This window comes from Grylomicrobium aquisgranense, from assembly GCF_033971865.1.
GTDB classification, from domain to species: Bacteria; Bacillota_I; Bacilli_A; order Erysipelotrichales; family Erysipelotrichaceae; genus Bulleidia; species Bulleidia massiliensis.
Genome location: NZ_JALBUR010000008.1, coordinates 65,451 through 81,766 on the forward strand (window position 1 = coordinate 65,451; position 16,316 = coordinate 81,766).

Below are 16,316 nucleotides of genomic sequence, written 5' to 3' on the forward strand. Positions count from 1 at the left end.
TTTTTATATGAAAAAGGCACCGGAATTGACCGGTGCCAGTCAGAAGCGGCGTATCAGATCCATGAAGGGAACCACGATGCAGTGGGGAATGACCTTTGCCACAATGCGCTGGGCAGTTGTGACAATGCCTGGTGTGCATACCCACAGGTTTGCCTTGGATGCGGCAAGGGACAGGCGGACAACGCTTTTGGAGACAGATGCCAGCGGGGTGTGGCGGAAACTGTTTCCGGTTGTTCTGGCTTTGGGGATGAATTCGGTATCTTTGACCCAATATGGGCAGACACATGTGACTTTGATCTGTCTTGGCAGCAGTTCATGGTGGAGTGCTTTGGCATAGCTCATCAAGAATGCCTTGGATGCGGCATAAACGTTGAAGCCGGGCATTGGCTGGAAGGCCGCAATGGACGCAATCTCCAGAATTCTGGCACCTTTGTGCATGTACGGAAGGCAAAGGCGCGTGACGGCAGCGGCTGCCCGGCAGTTCAGATCGATCATGCGGTTTGTTTCTGCAACGCTGAGCTCTTCAGTTTTACCAATGGAGCCAAGGCCTGCTGCGGCAACAAGTACGGTGATATCCGGCTTTTCGGCCTGCAGTTTCTCTGCCAGAATATCGAAGCTGTGTGGATCGCACAGATCCAGAGGAATGGCAATAACGGGCTTGCTTGTGAACTTCTGCAGTTCAAGAAGACGTTCTTTGCGTCTGGCAATGACCCAGAATTGTGCAATGGCAGGATCATCAGCCAGCTGGCGGACAAACTCTTTGCCAAGGCCGCTGGAAGCACCTGTAATCAATGCTGTTTTCATGGCAATACCTCACTTTTTGCGGAAACGGGATTCGATGGATGTGACATACCACGCAGTGCCGATGCTGTAGATGACAACAGCAAGGACGACGCATACAATGCCAACGGTCCTTGATGGGAACAGATACAGAATCATGCCGTCGGCGGCAATGGCAAGACCGGTGATCATCCAGAGTTTACCAACAGCTTTGTTGTAGGTGCTGACATCCTTGACAGGAAACGGGGCATGGAGACTGCCAAAGCCCCATGGCTTTCTGGATCTGGAAATGGATTCAAAGACACCAATCAGGACACCGGCAGCACCGGTGATCAGAACGATGATGGCTGCATATGTATAGTTTCTCATGGTAAATCCTGCTTTCTTTTGTCATAACCTTATCACAAACAAAACCTGGCTGCGATATAATCGAGTCCATGAAACAAAGTGTAAAAGGCGCATTGTTAACAGCAGGCGGCGGTGTCTGCTGGGGATTGAGCGGCTCTATGGGCCAGTATCTGTTCACAAAGCAGGGAATGGATGCCCACTGGCTTGTGCCGATCCGGTTGTTTCTTGCCGGTGTGATTCTGTTTATTTACTGCCGGATCAGAATGGGAAAGTATGTATATTCGCCATGGAAGACAAAGCGGGATGCCAGAGATCTGTTGGTCTATGGCCTGCTTGGCATTTCATTGTGTCAGTATCTGTATTTCCGCACCATTCAGTTATCAACGGCTGGTGCTGCCACCATTCTGCAGGATCTTTCACCGGTCATGATCCTGATCGTGGAATGCATTCACCGGCATGAAAAGCCTGGAATATTCGATGTGTTCTCTATTATTCTGGCTCTGGTTGGCGTGACGTTAATCACAACGCACGGCCGCATGGAACTGGGCATCCCTGCTGGTGCACTGCTGTGCGGTGTTCTGTGTGCAGGCTGTGTTACCGTCTATAACTGCTATCCAAGACATCTCTTGGCTCACTTTCCGGTGGTTGTCCTGCAGGCATGGTCATTCCTGATGGGCGGCCTGCTGTTTGCCTTTGTCTTTAAGATCTGGCAGTACAATTATGTCCCTAATGTGATGGGCATCATTGGCATTGCCTTCGTCGTTGTCGTTGGCAATGTGCTGGCCTTTACGATGTATATGCAGGGCGTCAAAGAAATCGGACCGGAAAAAGGCATTCTGTATGGCTTTGCGGAGCCTGTCACCGCAGCGATTGTGACCGGCATCATGGGTACACCATTTACAGTGGGAGACTTCATCGGCTTTGTATGTGTCTTTGCCATGCTGGTAATGATCTCACTGTCCAAGCAGAAACAGCAGGCTTGAAATGGCTGTTGGTGTGGTTATTTGCTGTCAAATATATGCTTGAATGTGGAACGTTTTGGCCAAGGACCTGACAAATCAGTATGGTACCGGATTCAGCCGCAGCAATATCAGCAGGATGCGACAGTTGTATCTTGCTTATCCAAAATGTGCGACGCTGTCGCACAAATTAAGCTGGAGCCATTATGTGGAGCTTTGGAAGATAGATGATCCACAGGAAAGATCATTTTATTTGCGAGAGTGTGAGCAGGAAAACTGGGGCGTGAGAGAGCTGAAACGGCAAATGAAAAGCATGCTGTTTCAACGATTGATACTGAGTAAAAACAAAAATGAAGTCATGCGTCTAGCGCAGCAGGGACAAATCATTGAAAAGCCGGAAGGCAGTGAGCCTTCAGAAGAAAAGTGAGCCGGATATCAGCTCACTTTTTGCTTATTCCATGGCGTCCAGATGGGCGCTTTTGACAGATGGCAATTGTCTGATGCTCTGGATCAGTGTTTCCATGGGCATGGATGTGTGGGAGATATCCAGGGAGAGCAGGACATTGGCTTTCTGGGCAATGGGTACAGCCTGGGAGATGGTCAGGATGGAGATGGAGTGGGCGGATAGGAATGTCAGGATGGCTGAGAGGGCGCCGCTTTCATCTTTGACGATCAGGGAAATGACAGCACGTCTTGTCTGTCTGCTGTCATCATAGGGGAAGACATAGTCCTTGTACTTATAGTATGTGTTGCGGCTGATGCCTGCTTTCTGGACGGCTTCGGTAACGGTGGCAGCTTCTTTGGCTTCCAGCATGTTTCGGGCTTCAATGACTTTTTCCAGATAGTCCGGCAGGATCTTTTTGTGGACGATCAGAAAATCAGAGCTCATAGGATTCTGCCTCCGTCTCTGTCACAGTGCAGAGAATAGATTTTCCAGGCAGGGCTTGTGCGGGCACTGATTTCGTCTTGTGCCTGTTTGGAAAGCGGTCTTGCGGAAACAAGCAGACAGGTGGAGCCGGAACCGGAAATAAACAGATGTCCATCGGTATCTGTTTCGGTGATATCTTTGATCTTATCAAAATCTGTGATCAACTGGCTGCGGTATGGTTCATGCAGGTAATCCTTTGATGCCTGTTTGAGCAGGTCCATATTGCCTGTTTCCAGTGCTTTGGCAAGAAAGATGGCATGACCGATATTGGCAGCAGCTTCCTTTCTGGGGTAGCTGTCCGGCAGGATGGCTCTTGCCTTTTTTGTTTCTACGGCAAAATCAGGTACTAAGGCAGTAAAGACGAAAGAGGGATCCAGGGGCAGTTTTGTCATGGTCCATGCTGTTCCATGCATGGCTGCACAGAATCCACCAGCCAGAGCCGGTGCGGCATTGTCGGGATGGCCTTCCATGTCACAGGCAAGCTGGAAGATTTCATCTTTTGTTAACTTTTTTTCGTGCAGAGCATTGGCTGCGAGCAATCCGGAGATGATCATGGCGGCGGAGGAGCCAAGGCCTCTTGAAATCGGAATATCACAGGCAAATTCTGCTTCGATATAGTCACTGTATCCAAGTTTTTCGGCACCTTTGTGGTATGCCTGCAGAAACAGATTGTCCGGTGTGCAGTATTTTTCTTCGACATTGTGCAGGACGTCTTTGCTTTCTGCTTTTGTTACGGTAAACGTGTCATAGAGGTCCAGGGCAATGCCAAGGCAGTCAAAGCCGGGGCCGAGATTGGCAGAGGTTGCGGGCACTTTAATGATGGGCATGGGAGAGTTCCTCCATGATATTCCTGATGGTGCTCATACCGTCTTCTTGATCTATGACAGTGTGGAAGCGGACAGGGAGATTTTCAAGATTGGCAAGGTTTGCCGGGATCGGATATCCGGTCAGTGTGCAAAGATCTTTCATTGCCTTGAAATCATCTGCCTCTTCTTTGTTTGTGAGCGCTTTGTATACATCGTGCGAGAACTTGTAGGCAGAGGCTGTGGAAAGCACCAGGGAAGGCCTGCTGTCTTTTGTGTCCTGCTGATATTGTTTCAGGCCATGCAGTGCTACGGCAGTATGGGGATCAATCAGGACATGTTCATTCTGCCATGTGTCATGAATTGTCCTGGCACAGTCTTCTTCATTTGTCCATTCACCGGTCATATCATTCTGAATGCTGGCAAGAAGCTCCTCAGGCACTGTATATTTTCCATCTGTCTGCAGCTGCTTCATCAGGTCTTTTACCAGGGCATCATTTTTTTTTGATTTCAGGAAGAGAAGGCGCTCCAGATTGCTGGAGACAAGAATGTCCATGGCCGGTGACATGGTGTTATGGAACGGTCTTCTGCTGTCATAGGTGCCGGTTGTCAGGAAGTCATAGAGGACATTGTTGGTGTTGGAGGCACAGATGAGTTTGTGGATCGGCAGGCCGATGGCTTTGGCCAGCCAGCCTGCCAGGATATCGCCGAAGTTTCCGGTAGGAACCGCTACATTGATTTCATCGCCGCATTTGATCTTGCTGTTTTCGACAAGCTTTGCATAGGCGGTGCAGTAGTAGACGATCTGCGGCAGCAGTCTGCCCAGGTTGATGGAATTGGCGCTGGACAGGGAAACGCCTCTGCCTGCCGCAATGATTTCCGGATCTGAGGCTGCCTGCTTGACCATGCGCTGGCAGTCATCAAAGTTGCCTTTGACGGCAATGACTTTGACATTGTTTCCCTGGGATGTCTGCATCTGCCGTTTCTGGATGGCAGAAACACCGATCTCGGGATAGAAGACAGTGATGGCAGTGCCCGGGACGTCCTTGAAACCTGCCAGGGCTGCCTTACCGGTATCGCCGCTGGTGGCTGTCAGGATACAGATGGTATCCTGACAGTTTTCTTTGCGGATGGCATCTGTCAGAAGGGTTGGCAGAATGGTCAAAGCCAGATCTTTGAAGGCACTGGTAGGGCCATGATACAGCTCCAGCAGGTTTGTATCCGTAAGAGAACGCACCGGTGCGATGTCTTTGTCATCGAATTTGTCATCATATGCTTTCTGAACAGCTTCCCTGATTTCCTCTTTGGAATAGTCATCCAGAAAGGCAGACAGAATCATTGCGGCTGTTTCCTGGTAGGTCTTGTGCAGAAACTGTTCTGGTGTGAAATGAATCTGCAGTTGTGCGGGGGTATACAGGCCGCCGTCCGCTGCCAGGCCTTTGAGAATGGCCTGATGGGCACTGACAGAGACGTTCTTGTTTCGGGTGCTGACATATTTCATCGTGATATTCTCCTTGCATTGACTTCGGTGCAATGATACACTGTCCTCGTTATAAAAACAAGTGTATCTGAAATAAAGACAAGGGGTTCATGATGAAAGTTGGCATGCTTGGCTGCGGTGTTGTTGGCAGCGGTGTAAAGAAGATTCTGGATGAGGGAAAGACGGAGGCAGGCAGTGACCTGCAGCTGACCAGAATCCTGGTGAAAGAGATTGGTGAAGGCATGGATGTGCGCTTTACGGAATGCGCGGATGATGTGCTGGATGATCCGGATATTGATGTGGTTGTGGAATGCATGGGCGGTATTGAGCCGGCTGGTTCTTTTGTGGAAAAGGCATTGGCAGGCGGAAAGTCAGTTGTGACTTCTAATAAGAAGATGCTTGCGGAAAAGGCAGCCCGGCTGTATGCACTGGCCAGTGAACATGATGTCTGTCTTCTGGACGAAGCAGCCTGCGGCGGGGGGATTCCCTGGATGGCGAATCTGAAACGGATTGCGCGCATTGAACCGGTTTCTTCCTTTCAGGGAATTTTCAATGGGACAACAAATTACATTCTTTCGCGCATGGAAATGGGCGGCGCAGACTTTCAGGATGTGCTGAAAGAGGCACAGAAGCTTGGCTATGCTGAGCGTGATCCAAGTGATGATATTGATGGTGTGGATGCGGCCAATAAAGTCGTGCTTTCCTGCATGCAGGCATTTGGCGTATATATGCCGGTTTCTGCTGTAGAGACTTTCGGCATCCGTCATATTCAGGCATGTGATTTTGCCTGGGCAAAGTCACATGGCTTAACAATCCGGCTGCTTGGAACGGGTGAGAATCACAATCATACTGTATCGGCGTGGGTGATGCCTGCTTTTGTCAAAGCAGACAGTCTGTATGCGTCGATCAGTGCCAATGACAATGTGCTTGTATCGCATTCTGAAACATTGGGTACATCGGCCTTTGCGGCCCCGGGTGCCGGCAGTCTGCCGACTGCCCATGCCGTGGTGCAGGATCTTCTGGATCTGTATGAAGGCAGTGGTGCCAGAGCAGCCGTGATGCCGGCAGCTGTGATGGATCAAAGCAGTGTGAAAGGCCGCTATTATGTGCGTACTGTGAATCCGGCTGTGTTTGATGATGTGAAGCAGGAAGATGCCGGAGATGCTTTGATCACCCGGGAAATATCTCTGATGGATCTTTGTGCAAGAGTGCAGAAGGCAGCGGATGAGAAACTGTTTGCGGGGGTGATGTTATGATCAAGGTTGCCAAGTTTGGCGGATCGTCTGTTGCCAATGCGGTGCAGTTTGCCAAGGTAAAGAAAATTGTCGAGGCTGATCCGGGCCGGAAGTTCATTGTGACAAGTGCGTGCGGCAAGGAGTCCAGTGATGATCATAAGGTGACGGATCTTCTGTATCTGATTGAGGCGCATGTCCGCTATCATGTGTCGTATGATTCTTTGTTTCAGGCAGTGCAGGACAAGTATGAAAAGATCAAGAAAGATCTTGGCCTGACAACGGATCTGGATCATGAGTTTGCCATGATCCGGAAGCTGATTGATGCCAATGTGTCGACGGATTATCTTGTCTCACGCGGTGAGTATCTGACCGGGCGCCTTCTGGCAGAGTATCTGGGGGCAGCCTTTGTCGATGCGGCGGAGGTGATGAGTTTCCGCTATGATGGCTCGATTGATATGGCTGTGACAGGTGAGAAGCTGGAGAAGGCTGCGGCTGGTGCAGACAGGATTGTGATTCCGGGGTTCTATGGGGCGATGCCCAATGGTGCCATCAAGGTGATGACCCGGGGTGGATCGGACATTACTGGTGCGGTGATTGCCAATCTGGTGGATGCGGATGTGTATGAGAACTGGACGGATGTGTCTGGCTTTCTGGTGGCTGATCCGCGTATCATTGAGCATCCGCTGCGGATTCCGCGCATTACATATAATGAGCTGCGGGAAATGAGCTACATGGGTGCCAACGTCCTGCATGATGATGCGGTGTTCCCGGTGAGGCAGAAGAATATTCCGATCAATATCCGCAATACAAATGATCCTGATAATCCTGGCACGATGATCATGGAGGACTGCAGTGAGATGGACGCCCTGGAACCGCCGCATGTGATTACCGGTATTACCGGCCGCAAGGGATTTACGTCGATCAATGTCATCAAGGCCCACAGTTCTACGGAAGTCGGCTTTCTGCGGAAGCTGCTGGATGCGTTTGAAAAGTACAATGTGTCGGTGGAATCTGTGCCGGTGACAGTGGATACGTTCTCTGTCATTGTGCAGAGCCATGCGGTGGATCAGAATCTGTATGAGATTGTCTCAGAGATCAAGAATACGCTGCAGCCGGATGATCTGCGGATTGAGGAACATCTTTCTCAGATCGCCGTGGTTGGCCGTGAAATGCGCAACCGGCCGGGTATGTCGGGGGCTTTGTTATCCGAGTTTGGCAATCATGCCATCAATATCCGTACGATTTCCCAGAGCTGTGATGAGCTGACAATTGTGGTTGGTGTCAATGACAGTGACTTTGAGAAAGCCATTCATGCGATTTATGATAAATTTATTTCCGAGGAGAAAAACAAATGAAAGTTGGAATTGTTGGAGCTACGGGTGCTGTTGGCAGACAGATGCTGGACTGCCTGGCAGAACGAAAGATTGACTGTGAAGAGATCCGGCTGTTTGCATCAGAGCGTTCCCATGGAACATTGATTCCTTATGGAAATGACCAGCTGATGGTGGATGTGGTGAAACCGGGCTGTTTTGATGGGCTGGACTTTGTGCTGGGAGCTGTTTCCAATGATCTTTCAAAGCAGTTCCGCCCGCTGATTGAAAAGGCTGGGGCTGTCTATATTGATAATTCCAGTGCATTCCGTCTGGAGAAGGATGTGCCGCTTGTTGTCCCGGAGATCAATGGTGAGGATTCTCTGCATCATCATGGCACAATTGCCAATCCGAACTGTTCGACAATCATTACCTATATGGCAATTGCACCGATTGCACGTCTGTCAAAGCTTGTGTCTTTGACGGCTTCGACCTATCAGGCGGTCAGCGGAGCCGGCATGAAGGGCATTGCGGAGCTGTCTACAGAAGTAGAGGATGTCCGCCAGGGCAGGGAAATTACCCCGCATGTGTTCCCGGCCCAGATTGCGTATAACTGCATTGCAGATATCGGATCCATGACGGACAACGGCTATACAACCGAAGAGATGAAGATGCTCAATGAGGGCAGAAAGATCATGCATCTGCCGGATCTGAAAGTGACCTGTACATGTGTGCGGGTGCCGGTGTTCCGCAGCCATGCGATTTCGGCGTGTGCTGTTTTTGAGGATCGTCTGGATCTGGATGAAGTAAAGAAGGCTATTTCTGCGTTTGACGGGGATGTGTATGATGATGAGGTGCCGACGCCTTTGATGACAAGCAATCAGGATAAGGTGTATGTTGGCCGTCTGCGGCGTGATCTGGTGAATGACAATGGCATTGCTCTGTGGTGCTGCGGGGATCAGATCCGCAAGGGTGCTGCTGCCAATGCGGTGGAAATCATGGAGTATGTTTGCAAACATGCCTGATGTGCTAAAATAAAGGCAGCGAAAGGAAATGACAGGGTTATGTTCCAGAAAACAGTACTTGGTGCGCTTGTTGTGGCAGCGGCTGCTGCAGCGGTGCTGGTGGTGAAAGAGCTTCGTGACCGCCGCTCGGAAGAGGATGAAGAAGATCAGCGGGAAAATGATGGTGAGGATGTTGCTGCTGACGATGACGATGAGATTCATTTTGTGGAGATCAAGGATGGCAGTGAAGAAAACAAGAGCTCTGCCCATCTTGATGGCGTAAAGATGGATGACAGTGATGATGAGGATGATGATGACGATGTGGAAATTCACAAGTTTGATTCAGCGGATCATCATGAGGAAGATGTAAAAGAAGAGCCTGAGGAAGCAGAGGAATCTGAGGAAAAAAAAGCAGCAGCGCCACAGGTGAATGAGGAGGAAGGACCTCATGAGATTCCCATCAGTGATGGGGATGAGGAAGCACCTGCGGCGGATGAAGAAGAGCCTGATACAGAGGCAGAGACAGATGCCGGTTCTGATGATGAACAGGAAGAGGATTTCAGTGATGAGGTAAAGGAAGTTGCCGAGCTGTATCCGTATCTCAAGCCTGCGTTTATCAAGGAGATTCTGGACCGCAATGATGCATATAATGCACAGTTTCCGGAAGATACGCTTGTTTGTGCCGTACATCATGTGAAATTTGCGGATCTGCATTCACTGCTGCACTTTGAGGGAATTCTCAATGATGCCGGCTATACATGCACGCATCAGGAAGATGGCAGTGTGCAGGCCTCCAAGCGTTTCTTTGTTGAGGATGGTGCGATCATTTCGGATATTCTCAATGTAGCCAATCAGGCAGTTGCCCTTGGCGGCACCTATCAGGACTGCGATTTAGTACAGTGAATCAGGAAGCTCTGCGGAGCTTCTTTTTGTGCATTTACGGGAACAGCGTTGTCTGCTAGCATGATGCCAGAGAAAAAAGGTATGAAGAAAGCACATATCGGGGTTTTTGTTTCTCTTTGCGCACGGACAGTGGCAGACAGCCTGAATTGATCCTGCTGTTTTGGCGGGCTTTTGCCTGCTGATATCTTCACAATCGTGTATAATGAGCCTGCTATGTCAATATTGCAGGTGAAAAATCTGAACTTTTCCTATGAAGAAGGCGTCCCCACGATCCGTGACGTCTCTTTTAGCGTGGAAGAGGGCAGCTATACGGCCATTATCGGCCATAATGGATCGGGTAAGTCTACAGTTGCCAAGCTGATTGCCGGCCTGTTGGACAAATCTTCAGGCGAGATCACGATTGACGGCCTGGAGCTGAATCTGGAGAATCTCAATGCCATCCGCAGCCGGGTGGGTGTGGTATTCCAGAATCCGGACAATCAGTTCATTGGCTCCACGGTGCGGGATGATATTGCCTTTGGCCTGGAGAATCACTGTGTGCCGCATGATGAGATGGAGGGGATCATTGATACGTATGCGGCAAAGGTAGGCATGACGAAGTATCTAGATCATGAGCCGACCCATCTTTCCGGCGGCCAGAAACAGAGGGTTGCCATTGCCGGTGTGCTGGCGATGAAGCCAAAGATTCTGATCTTTGATGAGGCAACCAGCATGCTGGATCCCCAGGGACGTCAGGAAATCCGCCGGGTGACGAAGCAGCTTCATGAAGACCGGGGTCTGACGATTCTTTCGATTACCCATGACATTGATGAGGTTGCCTCCAGTGATCAGGTCATTGTCATGGCCGGCGGCAGGTGCGTGATGCAGGGGACACCTGCTGAGATTTTCCGCCAGGAGAAGAAGCTGAAGGAGATTCAGCTGGATATTCCGTTTTCTTTGAAACTGCAGGAAGCTTTGCGCAAGCGTGGGGTTGTGCTGCCCCGTGATCTGACAATTGACAGCCTGCTGGAGGATCTATGCCGATACAGTTCGAACATGTAACACATATCTATGGTGAAGGAACGCCAATGGCATATACGGCGCTTAATGATCTGGAGCTTTCTTTTACCGAAGGAAAGATGACGGCCATCATCGGTCAGACGGGTTCTGGCAAGAGCACACTTGTCCAGCATCTCAATGCATTACTGCTGCCGACAAAGGGTACGGTGTATGTTCTGGATCGTAAGATTGAGGCTGGCTCCCGTCCCAAAGGACTGAAGTCTCTGCGCGGGGATGTCGGGCTTGTGTTCCAGTTCCCGGAGTATCAGTTGTTTGAAGAAACGGTACTGAAAGATGTGTCCTTTGGTCCGAAGAATTTCGGGGCGAGTGAGGAAGAAGCGATTGCAAAGGCAGAGAAGGCACTGCAGCTGGTTGGCTTTGATAAGGCATTGTATCAGCGCAGTCCGCTGGAATTGTCCGGCGGACAGAAGCGGCGGGTTGCCATTGCCGGCATTCTGGCAATGGATCCAAAGATTCTGGTGCTGGATGAGCCGACGGCAGGTCTGGATCCCCAGGGAACCGTGGAAATGATGTCGCTGTTTGCCAGACTTAACAAGATGGGCACGACGGTGCTTGTTGTGTCTCATGACATGGAGCAGGTATTCCGCTATTGTGATGAGGTTGTGGTGATGGCAGATGGCAAATGCCGCCTGCATACTTCTGTGAAGGAATTCTTCCGGGATGGCTCGATCTGTGAGAGCCTTGGCATTGTGCCGCCGGCTATCGTGCAGATGAAGGACGGCCTGAAGGCAAAGGGCTTCCAGATAGATGATGATATTGTGGATATCGAAGCACTGGCAGACTGCATTGCCAGACAGGTGAAGAAACATGAATAACATTACACTGGGACGTTATATTCCTCTGGATTCACCTGTTCACAAGCTGGATCCACGGGCTAAGATCATGGCCATGTTAATCATGCTGGTGGCGATTTTCTTTCCGGCAGGATGGCTTGGCTATGCCATCATCTTTGCCGTTGCGACATGTGTCATCCTGATTGGAAAGCTGAGTTTTTCCTATGTCTGGAAGAGCATGAAGCCGATGCTGTTCATGATGATTTTCCTGCTGATTGTCAACTCGTTTGTCATTAAGGATGGCATCCGCCTGTTTGGCATTGGCAAATGGGGGCTGTATACCGGTGCTCTTTCCCAGACTGCCTATATCGCTGTTCGACTGTTATTGATGATCATGATTACAACTTGCCTGACCGCAACGACAAAGCCGCTGGATATGACTTTAGGTATTGAGGATCTTCTGCAGCCGTTTACGGTGATTCATGTGCCGGCACATGAGATTGCCATGTTAATTTCAATTGCCCTGCGCTTTATTCCGGATCTGATTGATGAGACTCTTCGCATCATGAAGGCACAGGAAAGCCGCGGCGTGGATATGAAGGAAGGTACGATGAAAGAGAAGATTGTTGCCATCCTGTCTTTGATCGTGCCGCTGTTTGTCAGTGCGTTCCAGAGAGCAGAGGATCTTGCCAATGCCATGGAAGCAAGGGGCTATGCCCCGGGTGAACCCCGTACCCGTTATAAGATTTTGAAAATGCATTCTTCAGACTGGCTGTTTCTTGCCGGTGCCTGCGGTGTGCTTGTTTTGATGATTCTGCTGGCATACGTGATATGAACCGTTATCGCTGCGTTGTGGAGTATATGGGCGGAAAGTACGATGGCTGGCAGTCTCAGACACTTGGTACGTCCATTCAGGAACAGATTGAAGCTGCGCTGTTAAGAATTACCGGGAAAAAGACAAATATTATTGCCTCAGGCAGGACGGATGCGGGTGTCAATGCCCGCATGCAGGTGTTCATGTTTGATACGGAACGTGAGATGAAGGAGCGCAAGTGGATGGGTGCCATCAATGCCTTTCTGCCGGATGATATTCATATTCTGGATGTGAAGCTTGTGACGTTCCGCTTTCATGCCCGCTACAATGTGAGATGGAAGAAGTATGCCTACCGTATCAATATCGGTCCGTATGATGTGTTTACCAAAGACTATGAATACCAGTGTCCGATCAAGCTGGATTTTGAAGCAATGAAACAGGCTGCGCAGTATCTTGTCGGTACACATGATTTTACATCTTTGAATTCTTCACCGCTTTCAGAATATCCTGATCAGACAAGGACGATCCAGTCGATTGATCTGCAGGAGAACAACGGGCATATTGTGATTACCTATTGTGGCAAGGGGTTTCTGCGCTATATGGTACGGATGATGAGTGCGCAGCTGATTGAGGCAGGGCGCCACCGCATCATGCCGCAGGATATTGAGAAGATTCTGGCGGCAAAATCCCGCACAAAGGCAAGGCGGAATGCCCCTGCCTGCGGTCTGACGCTGGAAGAAGTGAATTACTTTGAGATTGCCGCACTGGATGAGGGCGGTATGATCCGGGAATATCTGCAGGGGGATGATCTGCCAACAGGCATGACTTTGAAAGAGACAGAAGCAGAAATGGAAAACAGGACATATCCACTTCATCTTGTCATGACAACAAGGCATTCACAGCAGATGCTGGCAAGAGTTGTCATTACACCCGGTGAAGCACAGATCTTTTCGGTTTGCAGAGAAGGCAGGAATGAGGCCGTTTCACTGCTCGTGCAATTCAGACAGTGGCTTGGCATGATCGGTCTGGATGCCGGGATGCCTGTGATCATCCGCTGACAGGAGGTGGCGCATGCTGTATGTTGCATCCGCATTGTATGAGGAAGTTCGTCCTTTGATTGAAAAGAAGCAGCTGAAGAAGGAGGCGGGTGTCCGCGGTCTTCAGCTTTTTTCCAATGAGAAGCTGAAATGTGCAGTTTGCGGAACCGGCCAGCTCAATGCGGCATCGTCTGCTGCCGCTTTGCTTGAAAAGGTACATGCCGGCAGTCAGGATGTGCTGCTGTGGTATGGGTGTGCTGCCGGGATCAAACCGGGCGTGTATCAGGCAGAATGCATTACCGATACCGTGACGCAGAGGACGTATTATCCGGATTTACTGCTGGATACAGATCTTCCGCTGACCGGCTTTCTTTCAGGTTATCAGCTGTATGCACAGCAGAATGCCAGGATGGATGAAACGCATGGCATCTATGAGATGGAGTGTGCAGGGGCTGCCTGTGCTGCTGGCAGAGTGATGGGTCCGCATCAGCTGTTCTTTGTGCGTTTTGTATCGGATGATGGCAGCGGGATCCTGACACGGCAGAGACTGCATGATTTATCTCTGCAGTATGCACCAGTGCTGGAAGATCTTGTCAATAAGCTGCTGGCATATCAGGATCTGCTGTGTGAGAATACGGAAACAGATCATGGGAAAATGATCGATGCATTAGCTGAAAAGCTTCATGCGACAGTGGCAATGCGTGCACAGATTGCCCAGCTGCTGCGCTATGGGCATGCATCAGGCATTGATACAGATGCTTCTATAAAGAAAGCGCTGTTGGCAGAAGTCAAAGACAAAGAAGAGGGAAAGCAGGTGCTGCATGAGCTTGAAAGAGAGATTGTTACAGCCGGATTTCACTGAGATTTATGTGGAACAGGGGATCAAAGCACAGGCAGATTCCATTCTGTCCCGCTTTCCTGCTGCCCATATCATTGAAATCAAAGATTACCGTGATGTGTTTGATCGGCCCCGGCAGTCCTATGCTTTGCAGCACAAGAGCCAGAAGCTGATCCTGGCAAAGAAGAAAGATGGCTTTCTCTATCCTGGCTCACCCGTTTGCCAGTCCTTTGGCAATCCATATTTCATGTATTCTTCCTGTGTGATGAACTGTGTCTATGACTGCAGCTATTGTTTCCTCAAAGGCATGTATCCGGGTGGAAATCTGGCTGTCTTTGTCAATCTGGAAGATTATTTTGAGGCGGTAGAGAAAGAACTGCGGAAACATCCGCTGTATATCTGTGTTTCCTATGATGCGGATTTGTTGTCTCTGGAGAGCATACTTGGCTATGGCCGGGAATGGAGTGCATTTGCGAAAGCACATGATCGCCTGACGATTGAAATCCGTACCAAGGGAACTTTTGATAAAACATGGCAGAAGATGACAGCTTCATGCAGAACCATTCTGGCATTTACGCTGTCTCCATCCAGCATCATTGCAAAAGAGGAAAAAGGGACACCATCCCTTTCTGCCCGTCTGACGATGCTGAAAGAGGCAATGAATCTAGGCTTTCCGGTGCGGATTTGTTTTGATCCGGTGCTGATGTGCATTGATCAGAAACAGGCATATCGTGATCTTGTGGAAGAGACTGCCAGGACAATCGATCTGCAGAAAGTGCGTGATTTCTCAATTGGCAGTTTCCGTCTTTCAAAGGTGTATATGGCAAGGATGCGCCGGCAGTATCCTGACAGTGCTGTGCTGCAGTATCCGTATGTATGCGAAAAGGGTTTTTATCATCTGCCTGCACAGATGGAAGCAGACATGACCGACAGTATTGTTGAGGCTCTGGCAGAACATGGCATTGGTAAAGAAAAGATTTTCTTCTGGAGGGAATCATGAAACAGGCACTTGTAACCGGCGCAAGCCATGGCATTGGCAGGGCCATTGCCATACAGCTGTGCGAAGATGGCTGGGAGGTGTGGGGAATTGGCCGCACGTTTGATCAGCAGCCATACCCATCTTCATTTCATCCGGTTATTCTGGATCTGCTGGATGATCAAAGAGTCATATCCTGCCTTGACCATCTGGATCTTGATCTGTCACTGCTGGTAAACAATGCGGGCTGTGCGTACTATGGGCTGCATGAGTTTATGAAAGACAGTCAGATTCAGCAGATGGTACGGCTGGATCTGGAAGTGCCGATGCGCTTATGCCGGTACTATGGAAGAATGCTGCGGGAAAATCGGGGCACGATCATCAATATTTCCAGTGTCACTGCCCTGTCTGCCAGTCCCCATGCGGCTGCGTATGGCGCTGCCAAAGCCGGCCTGCTTGCTTTTTCGAGATCGTTGTTTGAAGAAGAAAGAAAGCACGGAATGAAGGTCATCTGTATGATGCCGGATCTGACTAAAACAGAATTGTATCGAAATGCAGATTTTATACCGAATGAAGCACCGGACTGTCATCTGGAACCCGAGGATATTGCGCAGGCCGTGCATGATCTGCTCGTCATGAGACAGGAGATCTGCCCGAGTGAAATAGTGCTGCGTCCCCAGCGCAATGCAATTTCTAAAAAAACCAGTTGACAGAGAGGGAGGAGAGAGGGTAAGATCATGAAGCTTCTTCAGCAGGGATTCAGGCATCAGGAAATGATCATGGATCGGGTTGGCAATGAGGAAAAAAGTTGTTGACAAAATAAACTGAAGAGGTAAGATAAACAAGCTGCTTCTGAGAAGGAAGCGAGCGCAGATCTTTGAAAACTGAACAGAAAGATTAGAACACAAACAACGTCAATGAGTTTATAAGAAATCCTGATTTTAAGTAATCAGGTGAGCACAAGTCAAATGAAGAGTTTGATCCTGGCTCAGGATAAACGCTGGCGGCGTGCCTAATACATGCAAGTCGAACGAGGAAGACCCAGCTTGCTGGGTTGACCGAGTGGCGA

At 49.8% G+C, this 16,316-nt stretch carries 18 protein-coding genes and 1 rRNA gene; 14 read left to right on the top strand and 5 right to left on the bottom strand.

All coding sequences use genetic code 11. From position 1 onward, the window contains the following. Positions 1-39: 39 nt before the first annotated feature. Together MOZ60_RS04825 and MOZ60_RS04830 are read right to left on the bottom strand one after the other, a co-directional pair. A complete protein-coding gene (locus MOZ60_RS04825; protein WP_370595848.1) occupies positions 40-804 on the bottom strand; it encodes an SDR family NAD(P)-dependent oxidoreductase in 765 nt (254 codons plus the stop codon). A 9-nt stretch (positions 805-813) separates the two neighbouring features. Continuing rightward, complete coding sequence (locus tag MOZ60_RS04830) at positions 814-1,149, bottom strand: hypothetical protein (RefSeq protein ID WP_135358335.1); 336 nt, start codon at positions 1,147-1,149, stop codon at positions 814-816. Between the two features lie 68 nt (positions 1,150-1,217). On the opposite strand from MOZ60_RS04830, the gene MOZ60_RS04835 reads away from it, so the two are divergent. Continuing rightward, positions 1,218-2,111, top strand: coding sequence for a DMT family transporter (locus tag MOZ60_RS04835; RefSeq protein WP_370595849.1), 894 nt, complete (start codon positions 1,218-1,220; stop codon positions 2,109-2,111). A 55-nt stretch (positions 2,112-2,166) separates the two neighbouring features. After that, on the top strand, positions 2,167-2,514 hold the full coding sequence (locus tag MOZ60_RS04840; protein WP_370595850.1) for a DUF1016 N-terminal domain-containing protein: 348 nt from the start codon (positions 2,167-2,169) through the stop codon (positions 2,512-2,514). A gap of 24 nt (positions 2,515-2,538) precedes the next feature. Here the strand turns inward: MOZ60_RS04840 and MOZ60_RS04845 are convergent, their stop codons facing one another. Genes MOZ60_RS04845 through thrC form a run of 3 tightly spaced genes read right to left on the bottom strand, consistent with a single transcriptional unit; the run spans position 2,539 to position 5,319 of the window. After that, on the bottom strand, positions 2,539-2,976 hold the full coding sequence (locus MOZ60_RS04845) for an ACT domain-containing protein (protein WP_277008234.1): 438 nt from the start codon (positions 2,974-2,976) through the stop codon (positions 2,539-2,541). Beyond that, positions 2,973-3,842: a homoserine kinase gene (thrB, locus tag MOZ60_RS04850; protein ID WP_370595851.1), complete on the bottom strand. Its 870-nt coding sequence runs from the start codon at positions 3,840-3,842 to the stop codon at positions 2,973-2,975. Before thrB ends, MOZ60_RS04845 begins: the two co-directional genes overlap by 4 nt. Then, positions 3,829-5,319, bottom strand: a complete 1,491-nt coding sequence (gene thrC / locus MOZ60_RS04855; RefSeq protein WP_370595852.1) for a threonine synthase — start codon at positions 5,317-5,319, stop codon at positions 3,829-3,831. Before thrC ends, thrB begins: the two co-directional genes overlap by 14 nt. An 89-nt stretch (positions 5,320-5,408) precedes the next feature. Here thrC and MOZ60_RS04860 point away from each other — a divergent pair, with 89 nt between their 5' ends. The 12 genes from MOZ60_RS04860 to MOZ60_RS04915 form a co-directional block, all read left to right on the top strand. Beyond that, positions 5,409-6,554 (top strand): homoserine dehydrogenase, encoded by a 1,146-nt coding sequence (locus MOZ60_RS04860; protein WP_370595853.1) that lies wholly within the window; start codon positions 5,409-5,411, stop codon positions 6,552-6,554. Then, a complete protein-coding gene (locus MOZ60_RS04865) occupies positions 6,551-7,888 on the top strand; it encodes an aspartate kinase (protein ID WP_370595854.1) in 1,338 nt (445 codons plus the stop codon). Before MOZ60_RS04860 ends, MOZ60_RS04865 begins: the two co-directional genes overlap by 4 nt. Then, a complete protein-coding gene (locus MOZ60_RS04870) occupies positions 7,885-8,868 on the top strand; it encodes an aspartate-semialdehyde dehydrogenase (protein ID WP_370595855.1) in 984 nt (327 codons plus the stop codon). Before MOZ60_RS04865 ends, MOZ60_RS04870 begins: the two co-directional genes overlap by 4 nt. Before the next feature lie 39 nt (positions 8,869-8,907). Next, positions 8,908-9,750 carry a hypothetical protein gene (locus tag MOZ60_RS04875; RefSeq protein ID WP_370595856.1) on the top strand — a complete coding sequence of 281 codons (843 nt, stop codon included), beginning with the start codon at positions 8,908-8,910 and terminating at the stop codon, positions 9,748-9,750. Positions 9,751-9,963: 213 nt separating this feature from the next. Then, positions 9,964-10,791, top strand: a complete 828-nt coding sequence (locus MOZ60_RS04880) for an energy-coupling factor transporter ATPase (protein WP_108776174.1) — start codon at positions 9,964-9,966, stop codon at positions 10,789-10,791. After that, on the top strand, positions 10,767-11,624 hold the full coding sequence (locus tag MOZ60_RS04885; protein ID WP_370595857.1) for an energy-coupling factor transporter ATPase: 858 nt from the start codon (positions 10,767-10,769) through the stop codon (positions 11,622-11,624). Before MOZ60_RS04880 ends, MOZ60_RS04885 begins: the two co-directional genes overlap by 25 nt. After that, a complete protein-coding gene (locus tag MOZ60_RS04890) occupies positions 11,617-12,417 on the top strand; it encodes an energy-coupling factor transporter transmembrane component T family protein (RefSeq protein WP_277635306.1) in 801 nt (266 codons plus the stop codon). Before MOZ60_RS04885 ends, MOZ60_RS04890 begins: the two co-directional genes overlap by 8 nt. Continuing rightward, complete coding sequence (gene truA, locus MOZ60_RS04895; protein ID WP_370595858.1) at positions 12,414-13,454, top strand: tRNA pseudouridine(38-40) synthase TruA; 1,041 nt, start codon at positions 12,414-12,416, stop codon at positions 13,452-13,454. The genes MOZ60_RS04890 and truA overlap by 4 nt, the downstream gene beginning before the upstream one ends. 13 nt (positions 13,455-13,467) lie before the next feature. Beyond that, positions 13,468-14,295 carry a hypothetical protein gene (locus tag MOZ60_RS04900; RefSeq protein WP_370595859.1) on the top strand — a complete coding sequence of 276 codons (828 nt, stop codon included), beginning with the start codon at positions 13,468-13,470 and terminating at the stop codon, positions 14,293-14,295. Beyond that, positions 14,255-15,271, top strand: a complete 1,017-nt coding sequence (locus MOZ60_RS04905; protein ID WP_370595860.1) for an SPL family radical SAM protein — start codon at positions 14,255-14,257, stop codon at positions 15,269-15,271. The genes MOZ60_RS04900 and MOZ60_RS04905 overlap by 41 nt, the downstream gene beginning before the upstream one ends. Beyond that, positions 15,268-15,957, top strand: a complete 690-nt coding sequence (locus MOZ60_RS04910; RefSeq protein WP_370595861.1) for an SDR family oxidoreductase — start codon at positions 15,268-15,270, stop codon at positions 15,955-15,957. The genes MOZ60_RS04905 and MOZ60_RS04910 overlap by 4 nt, the downstream gene beginning before the upstream one ends. Before the next feature lie 255 nt (positions 15,958-16,212). Beyond that, a 16S ribosomal RNA gene (locus MOZ60_RS04915) occupies positions 16,213-16,316 on the top strand; the annotation flags it as partial.

Coding starts and splice junctions, on each gene's coding strand:
- MOZ60_RS04825 (WP_370595848.1), bottom strand. CDS start 804: ATGAAAACAGCATTGATTACAGGTGCTTCCAGCGGCCTTGGCAAAGAG.
- MOZ60_RS04885 (WP_370595857.1), top strand. CDS start 10,767: ATGCCGATACAGTTCGAACATGTAACACATATCTATGGTGAAGGAACG.
- thrB (WP_370595851.1), bottom strand. CDS start 3,842: ATGCCCATCATTAAAGTGCCCGCAACCTCTGCCAATCTCGGCCCCGGC.
- MOZ60_RS04835 (WP_370595849.1), top strand. CDS start 1,218: ATGAAACAAAGTGTAAAAGGCGCATTGTTAACAGCAGGCGGCGGTGTC.
- MOZ60_RS04845 (WP_277008234.1), bottom strand. CDS start 2,976: ATGAGCTCTGATTTTCTGATCGTCCACAAAAAGATCCTGCCGGACTAT.
- MOZ60_RS04880 (WP_108776174.1), top strand. CDS start 9,964: ATGTCAATATTGCAGGTGAAAAATCTGAACTTTTCCTATGAAGAAGGC.
- MOZ60_RS04900 (WP_370595859.1), top strand. CDS start 13,468: ATGCTGTATGTTGCATCCGCATTGTATGAGGAAGTTCGTCCTTTGATT.
- MOZ60_RS04875 (WP_370595856.1), top strand. CDS start 8,908: ATGTTCCAGAAAACAGTACTTGGTGCGCTTGTTGTGGCAGCGGCTGCT.
- MOZ60_RS04870 (WP_370595855.1), top strand. CDS start 7,885: ATGAAAGTTGGAATTGTTGGAGCTACGGGTGCTGTTGGCAGACAGATG.
- MOZ60_RS04865 (WP_370595854.1), top strand. CDS start 6,551: ATGATCAAGGTTGCCAAGTTTGGCGGATCGTCTGTTGCCAATGCGGTG.
- MOZ60_RS04905 (WP_370595860.1), top strand. CDS start 14,255: ATGAGCTTGAAAGAGAGATTGTTACAGCCGGATTTCACTGAGATTTAT.
- truA (WP_370595858.1), top strand. CDS start 12,414: ATGAACCGTTATCGCTGCGTTGTGGAGTATATGGGCGGAAAGTACGAT.
- MOZ60_RS04890 (WP_277635306.1), top strand. CDS start 11,617: ATGAATAACATTACACTGGGACGTTATATTCCTCTGGATTCACCTGTT.
- thrC (WP_370595852.1), bottom strand. CDS start 5,319: ATGAAATATGTCAGCACCCGAAACAAGAACGTCTCTGTCAGTGCCCAT.
- MOZ60_RS04860 (WP_370595853.1), top strand. CDS start 5,409: ATGATGAAAGTTGGCATGCTTGGCTGCGGTGTTGTTGGCAGCGGTGTA.
- MOZ60_RS04830 (WP_135358335.1), bottom strand. CDS start 1,149: ATGAGAAACTATACATATGCAGCCATCATCGTTCTGATCACCGGTGCT.
- MOZ60_RS04910 (WP_370595861.1), top strand. CDS start 15,268: ATGAAACAGGCACTTGTAACCGGCGCAAGCCATGGCATTGGCAGGGCC.